The 15,336-nt window shown below is 59.9% G+C and carries 13 protein-coding genes; 2 read left to right on the top strand and 11 right to left on the bottom strand.

Annotated elements, in window-relative coordinates; all coding sequences use genetic code 11:
• Window positions 1-56: 56 nt before the first annotated feature.
• From K0H48_RS30195 to K0H48_RS30175, 5 genes are all read right to left on the bottom strand, one after another.
• The gene (locus K0H48_RS30195) at window positions 57-791 is read right to left on the bottom strand and encodes an amino acid ABC transporter ATP-binding protein (RefSeq protein WP_049709764.1); all 735 of its coding nucleotides are present in this window, start codon (window positions 789-791) and stop codon (window positions 57-59) included.
• Window positions 788-1,459, bottom strand: coding sequence for an amino acid ABC transporter permease (locus tag K0H48_RS30190; RefSeq protein ID WP_017137030.1), 672 nt, complete (start codon window positions 1,457-1,459; stop codon window positions 788-790). The genes K0H48_RS30195 and K0H48_RS30190 overlap by 4 nt, the downstream gene beginning before the upstream one ends.
• A complete protein-coding gene (locus tag K0H48_RS30185) occupies window positions 1,459-2,205 on the bottom strand; it encodes an amino acid ABC transporter permease (protein ID WP_219337817.1) in 747 nt (248 codons plus the stop codon). The genes K0H48_RS30190 and K0H48_RS30185 overlap by 1 nt, the downstream gene beginning before the upstream one ends.
• A gap of 194 nt (window positions 2,206-2,399) precedes the next feature.
• Window positions 2,400-3,326 (bottom strand): glutamate/aspartate ABC transporter substrate-binding protein, encoded by a 927-nt coding sequence (locus tag K0H48_RS30180; protein WP_058421600.1) that lies wholly within the window; start codon window positions 3,324-3,326, stop codon window positions 2,400-2,402.
• A 399-nt stretch (window positions 3,327-3,725) separates the two neighbouring features.
• Window positions 3,726-6,050 carry a TonB-dependent siderophore receptor gene (locus K0H48_RS30175; protein WP_219337816.1) on the bottom strand — a complete coding sequence of 775 codons (2,325 nt, stop codon included), beginning with the start codon at window positions 6,048-6,050 and terminating at the stop codon, window positions 3,726-3,728.
• A 124-nt stretch (window positions 6,051-6,174) separates the two neighbouring features.
• Between K0H48_RS30175 and K0H48_RS30170 the strand changes: the two genes are divergently transcribed.
• Entirely contained in the window at window positions 6,175-6,885 is a 711-nt protein-coding gene (locus K0H48_RS30170; RefSeq protein ID WP_219337815.1) for a tetratricopeptide repeat protein, read from the top strand.
• Window positions 6,886-6,935: 50 nt separating this feature from the next.
• Here the strand turns inward: K0H48_RS30170 and glpD are convergent, their stop codons facing one another.
• The 4 genes from glpD to K0H48_RS30150 form a co-directional block, all read right to left on the bottom strand.
• Window positions 6,936-8,474, bottom strand: coding sequence for a glycerol-3-phosphate dehydrogenase (gene glpD / locus K0H48_RS30165; RefSeq protein WP_219337814.1), 1,539 nt, complete (start codon window positions 8,472-8,474; stop codon window positions 6,936-6,938).
• Window positions 8,475-8,762: 288 nt separating this feature from the next.
• Window positions 8,763-9,518: a DeoR/GlpR family transcriptional regulator gene (locus K0H48_RS30160; RefSeq protein WP_010212755.1), complete on the bottom strand. Its 756-nt coding sequence runs from the start codon at window positions 9,516-9,518 to the stop codon at window positions 8,763-8,765.
• 95 nt (window positions 9,519-9,613) lie between these two features.
• The gene (gene glpK, locus K0H48_RS30155; protein ID WP_219337813.1) at window positions 9,614-11,119 is read right to left on the bottom strand and encodes a glycerol kinase GlpK; all 1,506 of its coding nucleotides are present in this window, start codon (window positions 11,117-11,119) and stop codon (window positions 9,614-9,616) included.
• 76 nt (window positions 11,120-11,195) lie between these two features.
• Window positions 11,196-12,053: an MIP/aquaporin family protein gene (locus K0H48_RS30150; RefSeq protein WP_219337812.1), complete on the bottom strand. Its 858-nt coding sequence runs from the start codon at window positions 12,051-12,053 to the stop codon at window positions 11,196-11,198.
• 325 nt (window positions 12,054-12,378) lie between these two features.
• On the opposite strand from K0H48_RS30150, the gene ybaK reads away from it, so the two are divergent.
• Entirely contained in the window at window positions 12,379-12,849 is a 471-nt protein-coding gene (gene ybaK, locus K0H48_RS30145) for a Cys-tRNA(Pro) deacylase (protein ID WP_138816601.1), read from the top strand.
• 142 nt (window positions 12,850-12,991) lie between these two features.
• Here ybaK and K0H48_RS30140 read toward each other — a convergent pair whose 3' ends face one another.
• On the bottom strand, window positions 12,992-14,101 hold the full coding sequence (locus tag K0H48_RS30140) for an ABC transporter ATP-binding protein (protein WP_056857628.1): 1,110 nt from the start codon (window positions 14,099-14,101) through the stop codon (window positions 12,992-12,994).
• The gene (gene argF, locus K0H48_RS30135; RefSeq protein WP_069786197.1) at window positions 14,098-15,018 is read right to left on the bottom strand and encodes an ornithine carbamoyltransferase; all 921 of its coding nucleotides are present in this window, start codon (window positions 15,016-15,018) and stop codon (window positions 14,098-14,100) included. Before argF ends, K0H48_RS30140 begins: the two co-directional genes overlap by 4 nt.
• Window positions 15,019-15,336: the final 318 nt, after the last annotated feature.

The raw sequence follows: 15,336 nt of genomic DNA, 5'->3' as shown, positions 1-15,336 counted from the left end.
GCGTGCCGGCCCGCTCCCACATTGGCCTTGTTTCAGCAGTGGGAGCTATGTAGGGCTTAGTGCTGCAGGATTTTCTCAAGGAAGTGCTGCGCGCGTTCGGAGCGGGCGCTGATGTCGCCGAAGAACTCCTCTTTCGGGCAGTCTTCGATGATCTTGCCGGCGTCCATGAAGATCACGCGGTCGGCCACTTTGCGCGCGAAGCCCATTTCGTGGGTCACGCACATCATGGTCATGCCTTCGTGGGCCAGTTGCACCATCACGTCGAGCACTTCGTTGACCATCTCCGGGTCGAGCGCCGAAGTCGGTTCGTCGAACAGCATGACGATCGGGTCCATAGCCAGGGCGCGGGCGATGGCCACACGTTGTTGCTGGCCACCGGACAGTTGGCCCGGGTGCTTGTGGGCGTGCGCCGACAGGCCCACACGTTCAAGCAACTGCAGGCCTTTTTTGGTGGCTTCTTCCTTGCTGCGGCCCAATACCTTGATCTGCGCGATGGTCAGGTTTTCGGTGATGGTCAGGTGCGGGAACAGCTCGAAGTGCTGGAACACCATGCCCACGCGCGAGCGCAGTTTGGGCAGGTTGGTCTTCGGGTCGGCAATGGAGGTGCCGTCGACCACGATGTCGCCCTTCTGGAACGGTTCCAGCGCGTTGACGCACTTGATCAGGGTGGATTTACCCGAGCCGGACGGCCCGCACACCACGATCACTTCGCCTTTTTTGACATCAGTGCTGCAATCGGTCAGCACCTGGAAGTCGCCATACCACTTGTTGATGTTCTTGATAGAGATCATACGGCAAACCTTTTTTGCAGACGCTTGACCAGCAGCGAGGCGGAAAAGCTGATGATGAAGTAGACGACACCGGCGAAGATCAGGAACTCATTGGAGCGGCCGATGATGTCGCCGTTGGAGCGGGCGGAGTTGAGGAAGTCCACCAGGCCCACGGTGTAGACCAGCGAGGTGTCCTGAAACAGGATGATCGACTGTTGCAGCAGCAACGGGGTCATCTTGCGGAACGCCTGGGGCAGGATGATCAGACGCATGGTCTGGCCATAGGTCATGCCCATCGCCTGGGCTGCGCCCATCTGGCCCTTGGGGATCGACTGCACGCCGGCCCGCACGATTTCACAGAAGTACGCGGCTTCGAACATCATGAAGGCCACGACGCAGGAGGTGAACGCGCCGATCGGGGTGTCTTCGCCAGTGATCCAGCGCAACACGAACGGCACCGCCAGGTAGAACCAGGTGATCACCAGCAGCAGCGGGATCGAGCGGAAGTAGTTCACGTAGGCGCCGGCCAGGCGCGACAGCAGTTTGCTCGACGACAGGCGCATCAGCGCCAGGACCGTACCCAACGCGATGCCGCCGACCACGCCCATGACCATCAACTGCAAGGTCATGACCATGCCGTTCCACAGGCCTGGGATGGCGGGGATGATACCGCTGAAATCGAAGTCCATTATTTACCCCCCACGGAGATCAGGCCGGGCACCGCGACTTTCTTCTCGATCATGCGCATCAGCAACATCAGGCTCATGTTCAAGGTGAAGTAGATCAGCGTGGCCAGGGTGAAGGCTTCAAACAGGTTGGCCGAAAACTCGGCGGTCTGTTTGGTTTGCGCCAGCAGTTCCATCAAACCGATCAAGGACGCCACGGAGGAGTTCTTGAACACGTTAAGGAATTCCGAGGTAAGCGGCGGAATGATGATGCGGTAGGCCTGGGGCAGCAGCACGTTCCAGTAGATCTGCGGCAGCTTGAAGCCCATGGCGCGCGCCGCAGCCTCTTGGCCACGTGGCAGCGCCTGGATGCCGGTACGCACTTGTTCGCACACACGGGCGGCGGTGAACAGGCCCAGGCACACGACAACGCTCAGGTAGGCCGAGGTGGTCGGGTTGAGGTCTTGTTTGTACCAGTCCTGCAGGTTCTGCGGCAGCATATCGGGTACCAGGAAGTACCAGATAAACAGCTGCACCAGCAGCGGCACGTTACGAAACAGTTCCACGTAGCAGGTCGCGATGCCGGCTACGATGCGGTTTGGCACGGTGCGCATGACCCCCAGAATGGAGCCCAGCAACAAGGCGATAATCCATGCCACGACAGCGATGGCGATGGTCCAGCCCAAGCCAGCGATGTACCAGTCGAGATAAGTCTCGCTGCCAACGCCGGTGGACTTGAAGAACACGCCCCAGTCCCAGTTGTAATTCATTAGGGTCTCCCCTCGAGATCGATCGATGTACAAGCACCCGCTTGGGGAAGATCCTTTCCCGCCTGACGGTGAACGCCAGGCACACGCGATCGGCTCGAAAACCGCCAGGTCGAGTGTTCCACATTAAAGCCAGCAGGTAGTAACAGACGCCTGAGGGAGCGGTGGCTCCCTCAGGACATAAGCTTAGTCAGGTATCAGATTTTTACGTCAGGGGCTGGCTTGTCGCTTGGGTTAGCGATCAGCTCCTTAACCTTTTCGCTCATCGGGAAGTTCAGGTTCAGGCCTTTTGGTGGGATCGGGCTTTCGAACCACTTGCTGTAGATTTTGTTGATTTCGCCGGATTTGTACAGGGCAACGATGGCGTCATCCACGGCTTTCTTGAAGGCCGGGTCGTCTTTACGCACCATGCACGCGTAGGCTTCGAAGGATTGTGGAGTACCGGTGATGACCCAGTCGTCCGGCTTCTTGGCCTTGGCTTCTTCGCCGGCCAGCAGGGCGTCGTCCATCATGAACGCAACGGCACGGCCGCTTTCGAGCATCTGGAAGGATTCGCCGTGGTCTTTGGCCGAGATAACGTTCATGCCCATCTGCTTGTCGGCGTTCATCGCTTTGATGATGCGCTCGGACGTGGTGCCGGCGGTGGTCACGACGTTCTTGCCTTTCAGGTCGGCAAAGTCAGCGTAGGACGGCTTGCCATCCTTGTCCTTCTTGACCAGCAGACGGGTGCCGATTTCGAAGATGTTGACGGTGAAATCAACTTGCTGGGCGCGTTCGGCGTTGTTGGTAGTGGAGCCGCACTCAAGGTCCGCAGTGCCGTTCTGGATCAGCGGGATACGAGTCTGCGAAGTCACCAGGTTGTACTTGGCCTTCAGGTCGGGTTTGTTCAGGTCTTTTTTCAGGGCTTCAACCACAGCCAACTGAACGTCGTGGGAGTAGCCCACGGGTTTGCCCGAGCCATCCGCGATGTAGGAAAACGGAATGGAGCTGTCGCGGTGAGCGAGGGTGATGGTGCCGGAGTCGTTGATTTTCTTCAGTGTGCCGGTGAGTTCGGCGGCGAAAACTGGAGTGCTGATCAGAGCAGCAGCGATAGCTGCGCCCAGGATATGGGGAACGATGCGCATCAATACTTCCTCGACATTTGTTTTTTTTATGAAGCCTGCTAAGCGGCTCTCTTTGTACTGCGAATGCCCATGACGGCTCCTAAGGCGCCTCAGGCAATCGTCAGGGAGTGTAGAGCATGAGTCGTGCCATACCGCAAATAAAAGGTTATTTGATTGATTTATAAGGAGATTAACATTGTGTTACGAGGGATTTGTAACGCTTCGGTCCGGCAAACCGAATGGGGTGGGGTGTGGCGTTCGGAAAACCGAATGCTCAGCAAGCTATTCCGAGCAGGGCTTTTGTGGGAGCTGGCTTGCCTGCGATGGCATCAACCGGGTTTGCCTGATGTACCGAGTTGCCTGCATCGCAGGCAAGCCAGCTCCCACACAAGCCAGCTCCCACAGGGGAAGGTGCAGGTTTTAGAAGGTGTAGTCCGCCGACACCACCGCCGCACGCCCATCACCTGGCACTGCCCAACCGTTGTTACGGATGCGCGTCAGGTATTCCTTATCGAACAGGTTGTTGACGTTCAACTGCAGGTTCAGCTGTTTGTTGACCTTATAACCGAGCATCGCACGCTGTACCGCGTAGCCAGGCGCTGTCGGTGCCCCGGCGGCGCTGACCAGGTACTGCTTGGATTGCGCGGTGATGCCGTAGCCCACTTGGAAGTCATACGGCAGGTCGTACACCGTCCACAGGCTGGCCGCGTGTTTTGGCGTGAACGGTAGCGGTTCACCTTTCTGCGCGTCGAAGCCGGTACTTGCCAGGGTGAAGTCGCTGGCGCTGCGCAGTACGCGGGTGTCGAGGTAGGTGTAGTTGGCGAAGACCTTCCATTTGTCCGTGATCGCGCCGCTCAGACCCAATGCAACGCCGTCCGCACGTGCCTTACCGTCGAGCGATTGCGTGCCGCTCAGGTTGGTTGGGTCGGTGCTGGCGACTTTGTAGTTGGTGCGGTCATTACGGAAAACTGCGCCAGTGATCGACAGGGCGTTGTCGAAGAAGTCCCACTTGGTGCCGATCTCATAGCTGACCGCGGTTTCCGGGGAGACATTGCAGTTGTTGATGGCCGCCGTGTTGTTCTTGGCGGGGGTGTAGCAGCTGCCGTTGACGCTGGCCTGGGACGGCGTCTTGCTGTTGCCGTAGGCAATGTAGATGCTGCCGTTTTCGGCCGGCTTGTACACCAGCGCCAGGCGATAGGACGTCAGGTCATCCGCCTGGCCGAAGCGCCCGCCAGGGGTTTCCACACCGGTGCTGGAGTAGGCGTTGGTCACCGAACTGCCGGCGTTGTGCTCGTAGCGCAAGCCGCCGTTGATTTCCCATTGCGGGTTGAGCTTGAGCGTGTCGAAGGCATAGGCGGCGCGGTTGTTAAGCGCACCGTCGATGTGCGCCGCACGGGTGAAGTTGACCGGGCCGTTCCATTCCGAGTTCGGGTCGCTGAAGCTGACCGGTGGCGGCACGATGGTGCTGCCGTTGGCGTTGGTCAGCCATTTGCCGGTGTCCGCCTCGTATTCCTCGCGGCTGATGGCGATGCCGGTGACCAATGTGTGCTCGACGAAACCGGTGCTGAAGTGGCTGGTCACGTCAGTCTGGTTGGTGAACATTTTGTTCTGAGTGTTGCGCTCGTTACCCAGCGAGCCGCCGCTTGGCTGGAAGTAGCCGGGTTTGAGCCCGCCCGTGCACGGGGCGCCGGTGATCTGGGTGCCGGTGGCCAGGCAGCCGGCCTGCGCGCCTTCGGGGCCGGAGGCACGCAGGTCTTGGCGCACGCGCTCGACGCGGGTGAAGTTGCGCACCGAGACGGCGTCGTTGAAGTCGTGCTCGAGCTTCAGGCTGAACGCGTCCGAGGTGATTTGCTGGTCATTGATGTTGTGGTAGCCGTAGTAATCGCTCCAGCCCACGCCCGGCATCGGTTTGCCGTTGTAGATAGGGATGCCGTATTGCGGCGTGTTGTCGTCTTTCTGATGCTCATAGCTGACGGTGACACGCGTTGGCGTGCCCAGCCCGAAGGCGATCGAAGGCGCGATGCCCCAGCGCGAGTAATCTTCATAATCGCGGCCCGGCACGTCGTTACCATGGGCCATCAGGTTCAACCGGAAGGCGGTGGTGTCGTTGAGTTGCTGGTTGGTGTCCAGGGTGAGGCGCTTGTAGCTATCGGTGCCGATACCGGCGCTGATCGTGGTTTTATCGCGCAGCTCAGGCTGCTTGGTCACCAGGTTGATGGTGCCACCGACTGCACCGGAACCCGAATACACCGAGCTTGCGCCGCTGACCACTTCGACCTGTTCCAGGTTAAACGGGTCGGTGCGGCTGTATTGCGCGCTGTCGCGCACGCCGTCGACGTAGATGTCGCCACTGGCCGAAAAACCGCGCAGGTTGATGCTGTCGCCATAACCGCTGCCGCCTTCGCCGGCCCCAAAGGTGATGCCGGGCACGGTGCTGAGCACATCGCGCAGGGTCAGCAGGTTCTGGTCATGAATGACTTCCTTGGGCACCACCGTGATGGTCTGCGGCGTATCGCGCAGCAGCTCGGTGTACTTGGGGGATGAGGGAGCGGCGGGGTTGTAGGTGCTCTGGCTCGGCGCCTGACCTTCGATACTGGTCGCGCCGAGCTGGATTACGCCTGTGCCGTCATCTGCTGCAGTCTCCACCGCATAACTGAATCCTCCCTGCGCAGCCACTGCCAAACCCACCGCCGACGCGAGCAAATGCCGCGATGAAAGGGGGGCAGAACTGATCCCGGTAGCCATTGATTATTCTCGTGTGGGTGAAAGTGAGAGGCGATCGTAATTGATAAAGGATCTCAAATGTAATAGTTTGTAACGAAATAATTCATGAAACTTTTGCGGTCCAGGATCGCGATGTAGGGCAGCCATGCAAAGCAACCCAGCGGATATCGGTGAAAACCCACGGGCCTACGCACGTTGGGTCATACATACCGCGCAACTGGGCGATGCCGACGCGCAGGCGACGTTGGCGCAGCTGCTGCTCGACGGCCGTGGCGTGCAGAAGGATGAGGCGCTGGCACTGAGCTGGTTTCGTATCGCCGCACGCCAGCGTCACCCCATGGCGATCAACATGATCGGGCGCTGCCTGGAGAACGGCTGGGGCTGCGCCATCGATCTGGCGGATGCCGCGCAGCATTACCGACAGGCCGCCGACCTGGGTCTGGATTGGGGGTTGTACAACTACGCGCAATTGCTCACCGGCGGGCGCGGTGTAGCGCGTGACTTGGGCGCGGCGTATGCGCTGTTTGCGCAGGCGGCGGATAAGGGCCACGCCAAGTCGATGAACCTGCTGGGGCGTTTCCACCATGAAGGTGTGGTGGTGCCCAAGGATGTGCGCCTGGCCAAAGCGTGGTATCAGCGCGCGGCGCTGGCCGGGGATTTTCGCGGGCAGTACAACCATGCTGCGGAGTTGGTGGCAGAGGGCGATGAAGCCCAAGCCTGCGTATGGCTTGAGCGTGCGCTGGCGACGGCGACGCCGGGGTTCCTGCAGGCCGCTTATCCGGTGCTGCTGGGCTCGGCCATCAGCGCAATTCGAGACATGGGCCTGCGTTATCAGCGCCAGGCACTCGCAACATAAAAAAAGCCCCTGAACCTTGCGGTACAGGGGCTTCTCGTTGCGGCCTGCGATCAGGCCGCTTCAATCTTTGCGCGGTTTTGCTCAACCTTGGACAGGTAGCGCTGCACGTTGTCCTGCTCTTGCGGTGTGGTGAACAAGCCCAGCTTGGTCCGGCGCCACAGCACGTCCTGCGGTTGCGTCACCCATTCTTCGGCGCACAGGTAATCGACTTCGCGGGTGTACAGGCCGCCACCCAGGTGCTCGCCCAAGTCAGCCAACGATTGCACACCTTCGAGCAAGCGCCAGGTACGGCTGCCGTACGTGGTGGACCAGCGGCGTGCGATCTCACTCGGCACCCAGTCGAACTTGGCGCGAATCGCTTCGGCCAAGGCTTCTGGCGTGCTCATGTTTTCGCCGCCCGGCAGGCTCGCCGTGGCAGTCCAGCTTGGGCGCATCTGCGTGAAAAACGGCGCCAGTTGCGCCATCGCCGACTCGGCCAGCTTGCGGTAGGTGGTCAACTTGCCGCCGAACACCGACAGGATCGGCGCTTCACCGTTACCGCCAGACAGCGACAGGGTGTAGTCGCGCGTAATGGCCGAGGGGTTGTCCGATTCGTCGTTGCACAGTGGGCGCACGCCGGAGTAGGTGTGCACGATGTCGTCGCGGCTCAGCTGCTTTTTGAAGTGCGCGTTGACCACGTTGAGCATGTAGTCGGTTTCACCTTCGGTAATCGCAACCTTCGCCGGGTCACCGGTGTACTCACGGTCGGTGGTGCCGATGATGGTCAGGTGGTTCAGGTACGGAATAGTGAAGACGATGCGCTGGTCTTCGTTCTGCAGAATGTGCGCGTGCGCACCTTCGTAGAGTTTCGGCACGATCAGGTGGCTGCCCTGGATCAAGCGGATGCCGTAAGGCGAGTCCAGCTTCAGGTCTTCCTTGATGAACTTGGCGACCCACGGGCCGGCGGCATTCACCAAGGCGCGGGCGCGGATCGAGAACAGGCTGCCATCGGCGCGCTCCATGTTCATTTCCCACATGCCGTTACTGCGGTGTGCGCTGATGCAACGGGTCTGGGTGTGGATATGCGCGCCTTTTTCACGGGCGGCCATGGCATTGAGCACCACCAGGCGGGCGTCATCGACCCAGCAGTCGGAGTATTCGAAGCCTTTGGTGATTTCGCTTTTCAGCGGGCTGTCGGGGCCGAACTTCAGGCTCTTGGAACCGGCGAGTTTTTCGCGCTTGCCCAAGTGGTCGTACAGGAACAGGCCAGCGCGGATCATCCAAGCCGGGCGCAGGTGCGGGCGGTGCGGCAAGACAAAGCGCATCTGCTTGACGATGTGCGGGGCCTTGGCCAGCAGCACTTCACGTTCGGCCAGCGCCTCGCGCACCAGGCGGAATTCGTAATGTTCGAGGTAACGCAGGCCACCGTGGATCAGCTTGCTGCTGGCCGAAGAGGTGTGGCTGGCCAAGTCGTCCTTTTCGCAAAGGAATACCGACAAACCGCGCCCGGCTGCGTCTGCTGCAATGCCGACGCCATTGATCCCGCCGCCAATTACGGCAACGTCATAGACTTCGGCAAGCGGTGGAGCAGGCAAGGTGGAAGGGTTCATCGGCTGGCCTCGCGATCTTTTTCGTCTTGGAATTCGAACATTAATGTTCATTTGCGAAAATGGTAGCTGATAAACGCGCGCGCAGCCACCCGACTTCGATTGAAAAAACTCATCGAAGGGCGGGGAAAGGAAGAATTGTGAACATGAACCTAGGGCAGGCTCGGGAGTTTTGGTGTCGGATCTATCGCTATCGCGGGCAAGCCCGGCTCCCACAGTTGACCGGGTTCCAACATGAAAATGCGGTCAACTGTGGGAGCGGGCTTGCCCGCGATGGCGATGCTACAGGCGCTAAACCACTTCCAGCCTGACTTTGTGCTGGTTTAACAACTGCACCAGCGCCGGCACCGGCTGCTGATCCGTCACCAAGCAATCCACCAGACTGATCGGCCCCAAACGAATCATGGCATTGCGCCCGAATTTGCTTGAGTCCGCCGCCAGAATCACTTGGCGCGCATTGGCGATAATCGCTTGGGAAACCCTGACCTCCTGATAATCGAAGTCCAACAAGCTGCCGTCTTCGTCAATGCCGCTGATGCCCACCAAGGCAAAGTCGACCTTGAACTGGTTAATGAAGTCGACGCTGGCCTGGCCCACCACACCGCCGTCACGGCGCACATTGCCGCCGGTCAACAGCACATCGAAGTCGTCCTTGGCACTGAGCATGGTCGCAACGTTGAGGTTGTTGGTGATGATTTTCAGGTGGTTGTGATTGAGCAGCGCACGCGCGATGGATTCGGTGGTGGTGCCGATATTGATAAACAGCGAGGCGTGATCAGGGATTTGCGCGGCAATGGCTTCGCCGATGCGTTGTTTTTCGTCACGCATCTGGTCGGCACGCATGGCGTACGCGGTGTTCTCGACACTGGAGTCATAGGCCGCGCCGCCGTGGTAGCGGCGCAGCAGATTGGCGTCCGCCAGCTGGTTGATATCGCGGCGGATGGTTTGCGGGGTGACAACGAATAGCTGCGCCATCTCTTCGATACTGACGTAGCCGCGTTCGCGCACCAGTTCGAGGATTTGTTGTTGGCGGGGAGGCAGATTCATGGGGCTTCCTTTGGGCTGCCATACAAAAGTGGCCCATGATGCCGCAGCAATCGACTCCCCGCCAGTTACAACCCGATATGGGTCCGGCGGTTGGCTTATTCAGCGCCTTCGTGCGGTTCCCAGTCGCGGGTGCGGCTGACTGCTTTTTGCCAGCCGGCGTAGAGCTTCTCTTTGGCGACTTCATCAAGCTGTGGTTCGAATTCGCGCTCGATCACGGCCTTGCCACGCAGTTCTTCCAGGCTGCCCCAGAAACCGCAGGCCAGGCCTGCCAGGTACGCGGCGCCAAGTGCCGTGGTCTCGCGCATTTGCGGGCGCTCGACCTGGGTGCCAAGGATGTCGGCCTGGAACTGCATCAGGAAGTTGTTGGCCACCGCACCGCCGTCCACACGCAGGGCTTTGAGGCGTTCGCCCGAGTCCTGTTGCATGGCGTCCAGCACGTCGCGGGTCTGGTAGGCAATCGACTCCAGGGCGGCACGAATAATGTGGTCCACGCGCACGCCACGGGTCAGGCCGAACAGCGCGCCACGGGCATATGGGTCCCAGTACGGAGCGCCCAGGCCGGTAAAGGCGGGCACCAGGTACACGCCGTTGCTGTCTTTGACCTTGCCGGCGAAGTATTCGGTGTCGGTGGCGTCGGCGATGATTTTCAGCTCGTCACGCAGCCATTGCACGGTGGAGCCACCGTTGAAGACCGCGCCTTCGAGGGCGTAAGCCACTTCGCCACGCGGGCCGCAAGCGATGGTGGTGAGCATGCCATGCTTGGATTTCACCGCTTTGTCGCCGGTGTTCATCAGCAGGAAGCAACCGGTGCCGTAAGTGTTCTTGGCCTGGCCGGCTTCCACGCACATCTGGCCGAACAGAGCCGCTTGCTGGTCACCGGCAATCCCGCCGATGGCGATGCCGCTTTTGGTGCGGCCGTAGATTTCCGAGGAGGATTTAACTTCCGGCAGCATTTCGCGCGGCACGTCGAGAATCTCCAGCATCTTCGCATCCCACTCCAGGGTGTGGATGTTGAAGAGCATGGTGCGCGAGGCGTTGGTGTAGTCGGTGACGTGGGTTTTGCCGCCGGTAAATTTCCAGATCAGCCAGCTGTCGATGGTGCCGAACAGCAGTTCGCCGTTGCGCGCACGCTCACGGCTGCCTTCGACGTTGTCGAGGATCCACTTGAGCTTGGTGCCGGAGAAGTACGGGTCGGTGACCAGGCCGGTAGTGTCGCTGATGTATTGCTCGTGGCCGTCGCGCTTGAGCTGCTGGCAGATCTCGGTGCTGCGGCGGCACTGCCACACGATCGCGTTGTAGATCGGGCGGCCGGTGATCTTGTCCCAGACCACGGTGGTTTCACGCTGGTTGGTAATACCGATGGCGGCGACCTGGTCATGGTGCAGGCCGGCTTGTGCCAGGGCCTCGACCATCACCGCGCTCTGGGTAGCGAAGATTTCCATCGGGTCATGTTCGACCCAACCGGCTTGCGGGTAATGCTGAGCGAATTCACGCTGGGCGGTGCAGACCACGTTGGCGTCACGATCGAAGATGATCGCCCGCGAACTGGTGGTGCCCTGATCAAGGGCAATGATGTAGTTCTTATTCTGAATGTCGGTCATGTCAATTGCCTTGGACGAAATAAGGAAGTCAGAAATCAGCCTGGGCCGCGAAGGGCAGGGGACCAGGCCGGCGCTTTCAGGAAATACGAGTCTTGCCGTTGACAGCCGTGTCAGGTGTTTCTTCAGCTATAGCAGGTGCGGCGCTCGGCAGGTGGCGGGCAATCAGCCCGCGATATGCCGCAGCGCCGAGGCAGGCGCCGACAATCGGCGCGAAAATCGGTACCAGGAAGTAAGGAATATCGCGGCCGCCAGTAAAGGCCATTTCACCCCAGCCGGCGAAAAAGGTCATCAGCTTGGGGCCGAAATCCCGCGCCGGGTTCATCGCAAAGCCGGTCAGCGGGCCCATGGCGCTGCCGATTACCGCAATCAGCAGGCCGATCAACAGTGGGGCCAACGGGCCGCGGGGCAGGCCGTTGTTATCGTCGGTGAGGGCCATGATCACGCCCATCAGGATGGCGGTAATGACCATTTCCACCAGGAATGCCTGGGCCGTGCTCAGCAGGGCGTGCGGGTAGGTGGAGAACACCGACGCCAACTCCAGGCTGGCCTGGGAGCCGCGAAGCATATGATGAGTTTGTTCGTAATCGAAAAAGAGGTTGCTGTACAGCGTGTAAACCAACGCCGCCGAGCAGAACGCGCCAGCGATTTGCGCGAGGATATAGAAGGGCAGTTTGCGTTTTTCGAAATCGGCAAAGATGCACAGGGCGATACTCACCGCCGGGTTGAGGTGCGCCCCGGAAATACCGGCTGTGAGGTAGATCGCCATACTCACGCCGATCCCCCAGATGATACTGATTTCCCACAGCCCGAAGCTGGCACCCGCGACCTTGAGCGCAGCGACACATCCTGTACCGAAGAAGATCAGAAGCGCAGTCCCCAGGAACTCGGCCATGCATTGGCTCGAAAGTGAAGGCTGTTGAAGAGCAGTAGTCATGGCAAACCTCGATTGTTGTTCTTGTTGGCGCACAGCCTCAACGGGCCGTTGCGCGATTTTCACCGTAATCAGGATCCCCATCCTGACTGCAGCTTCCCGCTGGAACACTGGAGTACTATTCCTACAGTATTCGGAAACGAAAAAATATAGACAAGAATGACCGCTGTCAAAGGTCGAAAGTGAACCATTGGTCATTTTCGAACTATTGGTCTGGTGAATGATCACGGGTAGGGCTGCAAGTGTTCACAGCAGCAGGGGCACACTAGAGCGTTTTGCGCGGGGTTGGCCTAGAATTGGCGATCTTTTTGCCGCGCCAGGAGTAGTCATGACCCCCGCACTGGACCTGTTGAAAAAAGTTCGCGCCGAACATCGCGTTCACAGTTACGAGCATGATCCCAAGGCAGCGTCCTATGGCCTGGAGGCCGCGGAAAAATTGGGGCTCGACCCGGCGCAGGTGTTCAAGACCTTGCTGGCCAGCAGTGAGAAAGGCGAATTGCTGGTGGCGGTGGTGCCGGTCGTCGGAAGTCTGGACCTTAAGGCGCTGGCCCATGCGGCCGGGGTTAAAAAAGCCGAGATGGCCGACCCGGCGGCAGCGCAACGCTCTACCGGTTACCTGTTGGGCGGCATCAGCCCGTTGGGGCAGAAGAAGCGTTTGCGCACATTTATCGATGAGACCGCGCAACAGTTTGCGACGATTCATGTGAGTGCCGGCAGAAGGGGATTGGAGGTGGAACTGGCTGCAGCGGTGCTGGCCGAGCATACCCAGGCCAAATTTGCGCCGATTGGGCGGGGCTGAAATTCACTTCTGAATCCACTAAAAAACCAATGTGGGAGCTGGCTTGCCTGCGATGCAGACACCTCGGTCTATCAGACAGACCACAGTGATGCCATCGCAGGCAAGCCAGCTCCCACATGTTGATCCGGTTTTTGTCAGTTGCTCAGTGCGCCGGGCTGTAGCGGCGAACGCCGGATTCGACCTGAGGAATCTGCGCCGCCGTACTGCCGGACGCTTGGAACAACACCAGATGTTCCGCTGCCACCCGAATCCCCACCTGTGCACCGACCTGATGGTCCGCATGGCTGGGGAAAATCGACTCCAGCTGTGCGCCGGTCGGCAGTTGCAAACGGTACAACGTCGAAGCACCGAGGAAGGTCTTGCCGACAATCCGCGCTTTCAACGCGCTGTCCGGCGCATAAACAATGTCATCCGGGCGTAGCAACACATCCACCGCGCCACCGGTTGGCCAGGTGTAGGCACGGTTACCGCGCAAGTCACCCAGTTCGGTGCTGACCGATTCCGGCGAACTCAATTGCCCACGAATGAAGTAACCCTGGCCGATAAAGCTGGCGACGTAAGGCGTCTGCGGTTCGTGATAGAGGTTGTAGGGCGTGTCCCACTGCTCAAGACGGCCTTCTTTGAACACCCCCACCTGATCACTCACGGCGAAGGCTTCTTCTTGATCATGGGTGACCAGAATCGCACTGGTGCCGCGAGCCTTGAGAATGTCGCGCACCTCATGACTGAGCTTGCGCCGCAGTTCGCCATCGAGGTTGGAGAAGGGTTCGTCGAGCAGCAACAGTTGCGGCTCCGGCGCCAGCGCGCGGGCCAGGGCGACACGTTGTTGCTGGCCGCCGGAAAGCTCGTGGGGGAAGCGCTTGCCGAGGTTTTTCAGGTTGACCAGTTCCAGCAATTCAGCGACCACGCGGTCTTTTTGCGGGTGCTTGCGAATGCCGAAGGCGATGTTGTCGGCCACGCTCAAATGCGGAAACAGTGCGTAGTCCTGGAACACCATGCCGATGCGACGTTTCTCCGGCGCCAGGGTGAAACCCGCACTGGAGATCACTTCGCCGGCCAGGCTGATTTCGCCCTCATGCACCGGTTCAAACCCGGCAATCGCCCGCAGGGTTGTGGTTTTGCCGCAACCCGAGGAACCCAGCAGGCAACCAATGTCGCCGGCGTTGAGGTGCAGATTGAGATTCTGTACCACCCGTTGATCTTGATAGCCGCATGCCAGATTGCGCAGGTTCAGCAGTAATGGCTGGCTCATGCGTGGTGGTACGACGGTGGCACGAGGAATTCGAGCAGCGCCTTTTGCGCGTGCAGGCGGTTCTCGGCCTGGTCCCACGCCACCGAGCGCTCATCGTCAAGCAGGTCCAGGCTGATTTCTTCGCCACGGTGCGCGGGCAGGCAGTGCATGAACAGCACGTCCGGCGCGGCCAGGTCGAGCAGGGCGCGGGTCACCTGGAACGGCGCGAACAGCGCCAGGCGCTTGGCGGTTTCTTCTTCCTGGCCCATGGAGGTCCACACGTCGGTGCTCACCAGGTGCGCGCCGATGACCGCGTCACGCGGGTCGCGCACCACGGTCACGCGATCACCGGCCTGGGCCAGGAAACGTGCATCCGGCTCGTAGCCTTCGGGGCAGGCAACGCGCAGTTGGAAGTCGAATTGGATCGCCGCTTCTATATAGCTGTTGCACATGTTGTTGCCGTCGCCGATCCAGGCCACGGTCTTGCCCTGGATCGAACCACGGTGCTCAAGGAAGGTTTGCATGTCGGCCAGCAACTGGCACGGGTGCAAGTCATCGGACAGGCCGTTGATCACCGGTACGCGCGAGTTGGCGGAAAATTCGGTCACGGTGCTGTGCGCGAAGGTGCGGATCATCACCGCATCGAGCATGCGCGACATCACGCGGGCCGCGTCGGCGATCGGCTCGCCACGGCCCAGTTGGGTGTCACGCGAGGACAGGAAGATGGCTTGGCCACCCAGCTGGATCATGCCGGCTTCGAACGACACGCGGGTGCGGGTCGACGACTTCTCGAAAATCATCCCGAGCACACGGTTTTTCAAAGGCTCGAACAGTACGCCGCGGTTACGCAGGTCTTTAAGCTCAATGCCTCGACGGATCACGCTGACCAGCTCTTCGGGCGTGCAATCCATCAGGGAGAGAAAGTGCCTTGCGCTCATCATTAACTACCTTTTTGCAACAGACCGCAGATACTCAAAGCCTTGTTTATTGTGACAACGGGCGAGACCTGCGGCGAAAGCCGCACGGGGCGACGAAATAGGGGAAGGCGCGATCTTATAATTAAATGTCGCGTCTTACCAATAGGGCTACGGTTATTAAGGGTGTTCAAGAGGGGCGCCGGAGCGCTTTTGAAGCCTGATTCCTGACAACAGCGACCCATTTGTACACTGGCGCCGAGACCTTTTGCAATGTGTGGGGGCGGGCTCGGGCCAGGCTGCGTCGGTTTCGGAGGTGCTGTGCCGGGTTTTGAAACATTT

The organism is Pseudomonas sp. Xaverov 259 (assembly GCF_019352915.1).
Taxonomy (GTDB): Bacteria; Pseudomonadota; Gammaproteobacteria; order Pseudomonadales; family Pseudomonadaceae; genus Aquipseudomonas.
This window is presented reverse-complemented; position numbering and strand designations above follow the sequence as displayed.

Excerpts from the sequence above, each read along its gene's own strand:
- K0H48_RS30195 (WP_049709764.1), bottom strand. The coding sequence starts at position 791 with ATGATCTCTATCAAGAACATCAACAAGTGGTATGGCGACTTCCAGGTG.
- K0H48_RS30190 (WP_017137030.1), bottom strand. The coding sequence starts at position 1,459 with ATGGACTTCGATTTCAGCGGTATCATCCCCGCCATCCCAGGCCTGTGG.
- K0H48_RS30185 (WP_219337817.1), bottom strand. The coding sequence starts at position 2,205 with ATGAATTACAACTGGGACTGGGGCGTGTTCTTCAAGTCCACCGGCGTT.
- K0H48_RS30180 (WP_058421600.1), bottom strand. The coding sequence starts at position 3,326 with ATGCGCATCGTTCCCCATATCCTGGGCGCAGCTATCGCTGCTGCTCTG.
- K0H48_RS30175 (WP_219337816.1), bottom strand. The coding sequence starts at position 6,050 with ATGGCTACCGGGATCAGTTCTGCCCCCCTTTCATCGCGGCATTTGCTC.
- K0H48_RS30170 (WP_219337815.1), top strand. The coding sequence starts at position 6,175 with ATGCAAAGCAACCCAGCGGATATCGGTGAAAACCCACGGGCCTACGCA.
- glpD (WP_219337814.1), bottom strand. The coding sequence starts at position 8,474 with ATGAACCCTTCCACCTTGCCTGCTCCACCGCTTGCCGAAGTCTATGAC.
- K0H48_RS30160 (WP_010212755.1), bottom strand. The coding sequence starts at position 9,518 with ATGAATCTGCCTCCCCGCCAACAACAAATCCTCGAACTGGTGCGCGAA.
- glpK (WP_219337813.1), bottom strand. The coding sequence starts at position 11,119 with ATGACCGACATTCAGAATAAGAACTACATCATTGCCCTTGATCAGGGC.
- K0H48_RS30150 (WP_219337812.1), bottom strand. The coding sequence starts at position 12,053 with ATGACTACTGCTCTTCAACAGCCTTCACTTTCGAGCCAATGCATGGCC.
- ybaK (WP_138816601.1), top strand. The coding sequence starts at position 12,379 with ATGACCCCCGCACTGGACCTGTTGAAAAAAGTTCGCGCCGAACATCGC.
- K0H48_RS30140 (WP_056857628.1), bottom strand. The coding sequence starts at position 14,101 with ATGAGCCAGCCATTACTGCTGAACCTGCGCAATCTGGCATGCGGCTAT.
- argF (WP_069786197.1), bottom strand. The coding sequence starts at position 15,018 with ATGAGCGCAAGGCACTTTCTCTCCCTGATGGATTGCACGCCCGAAGAG.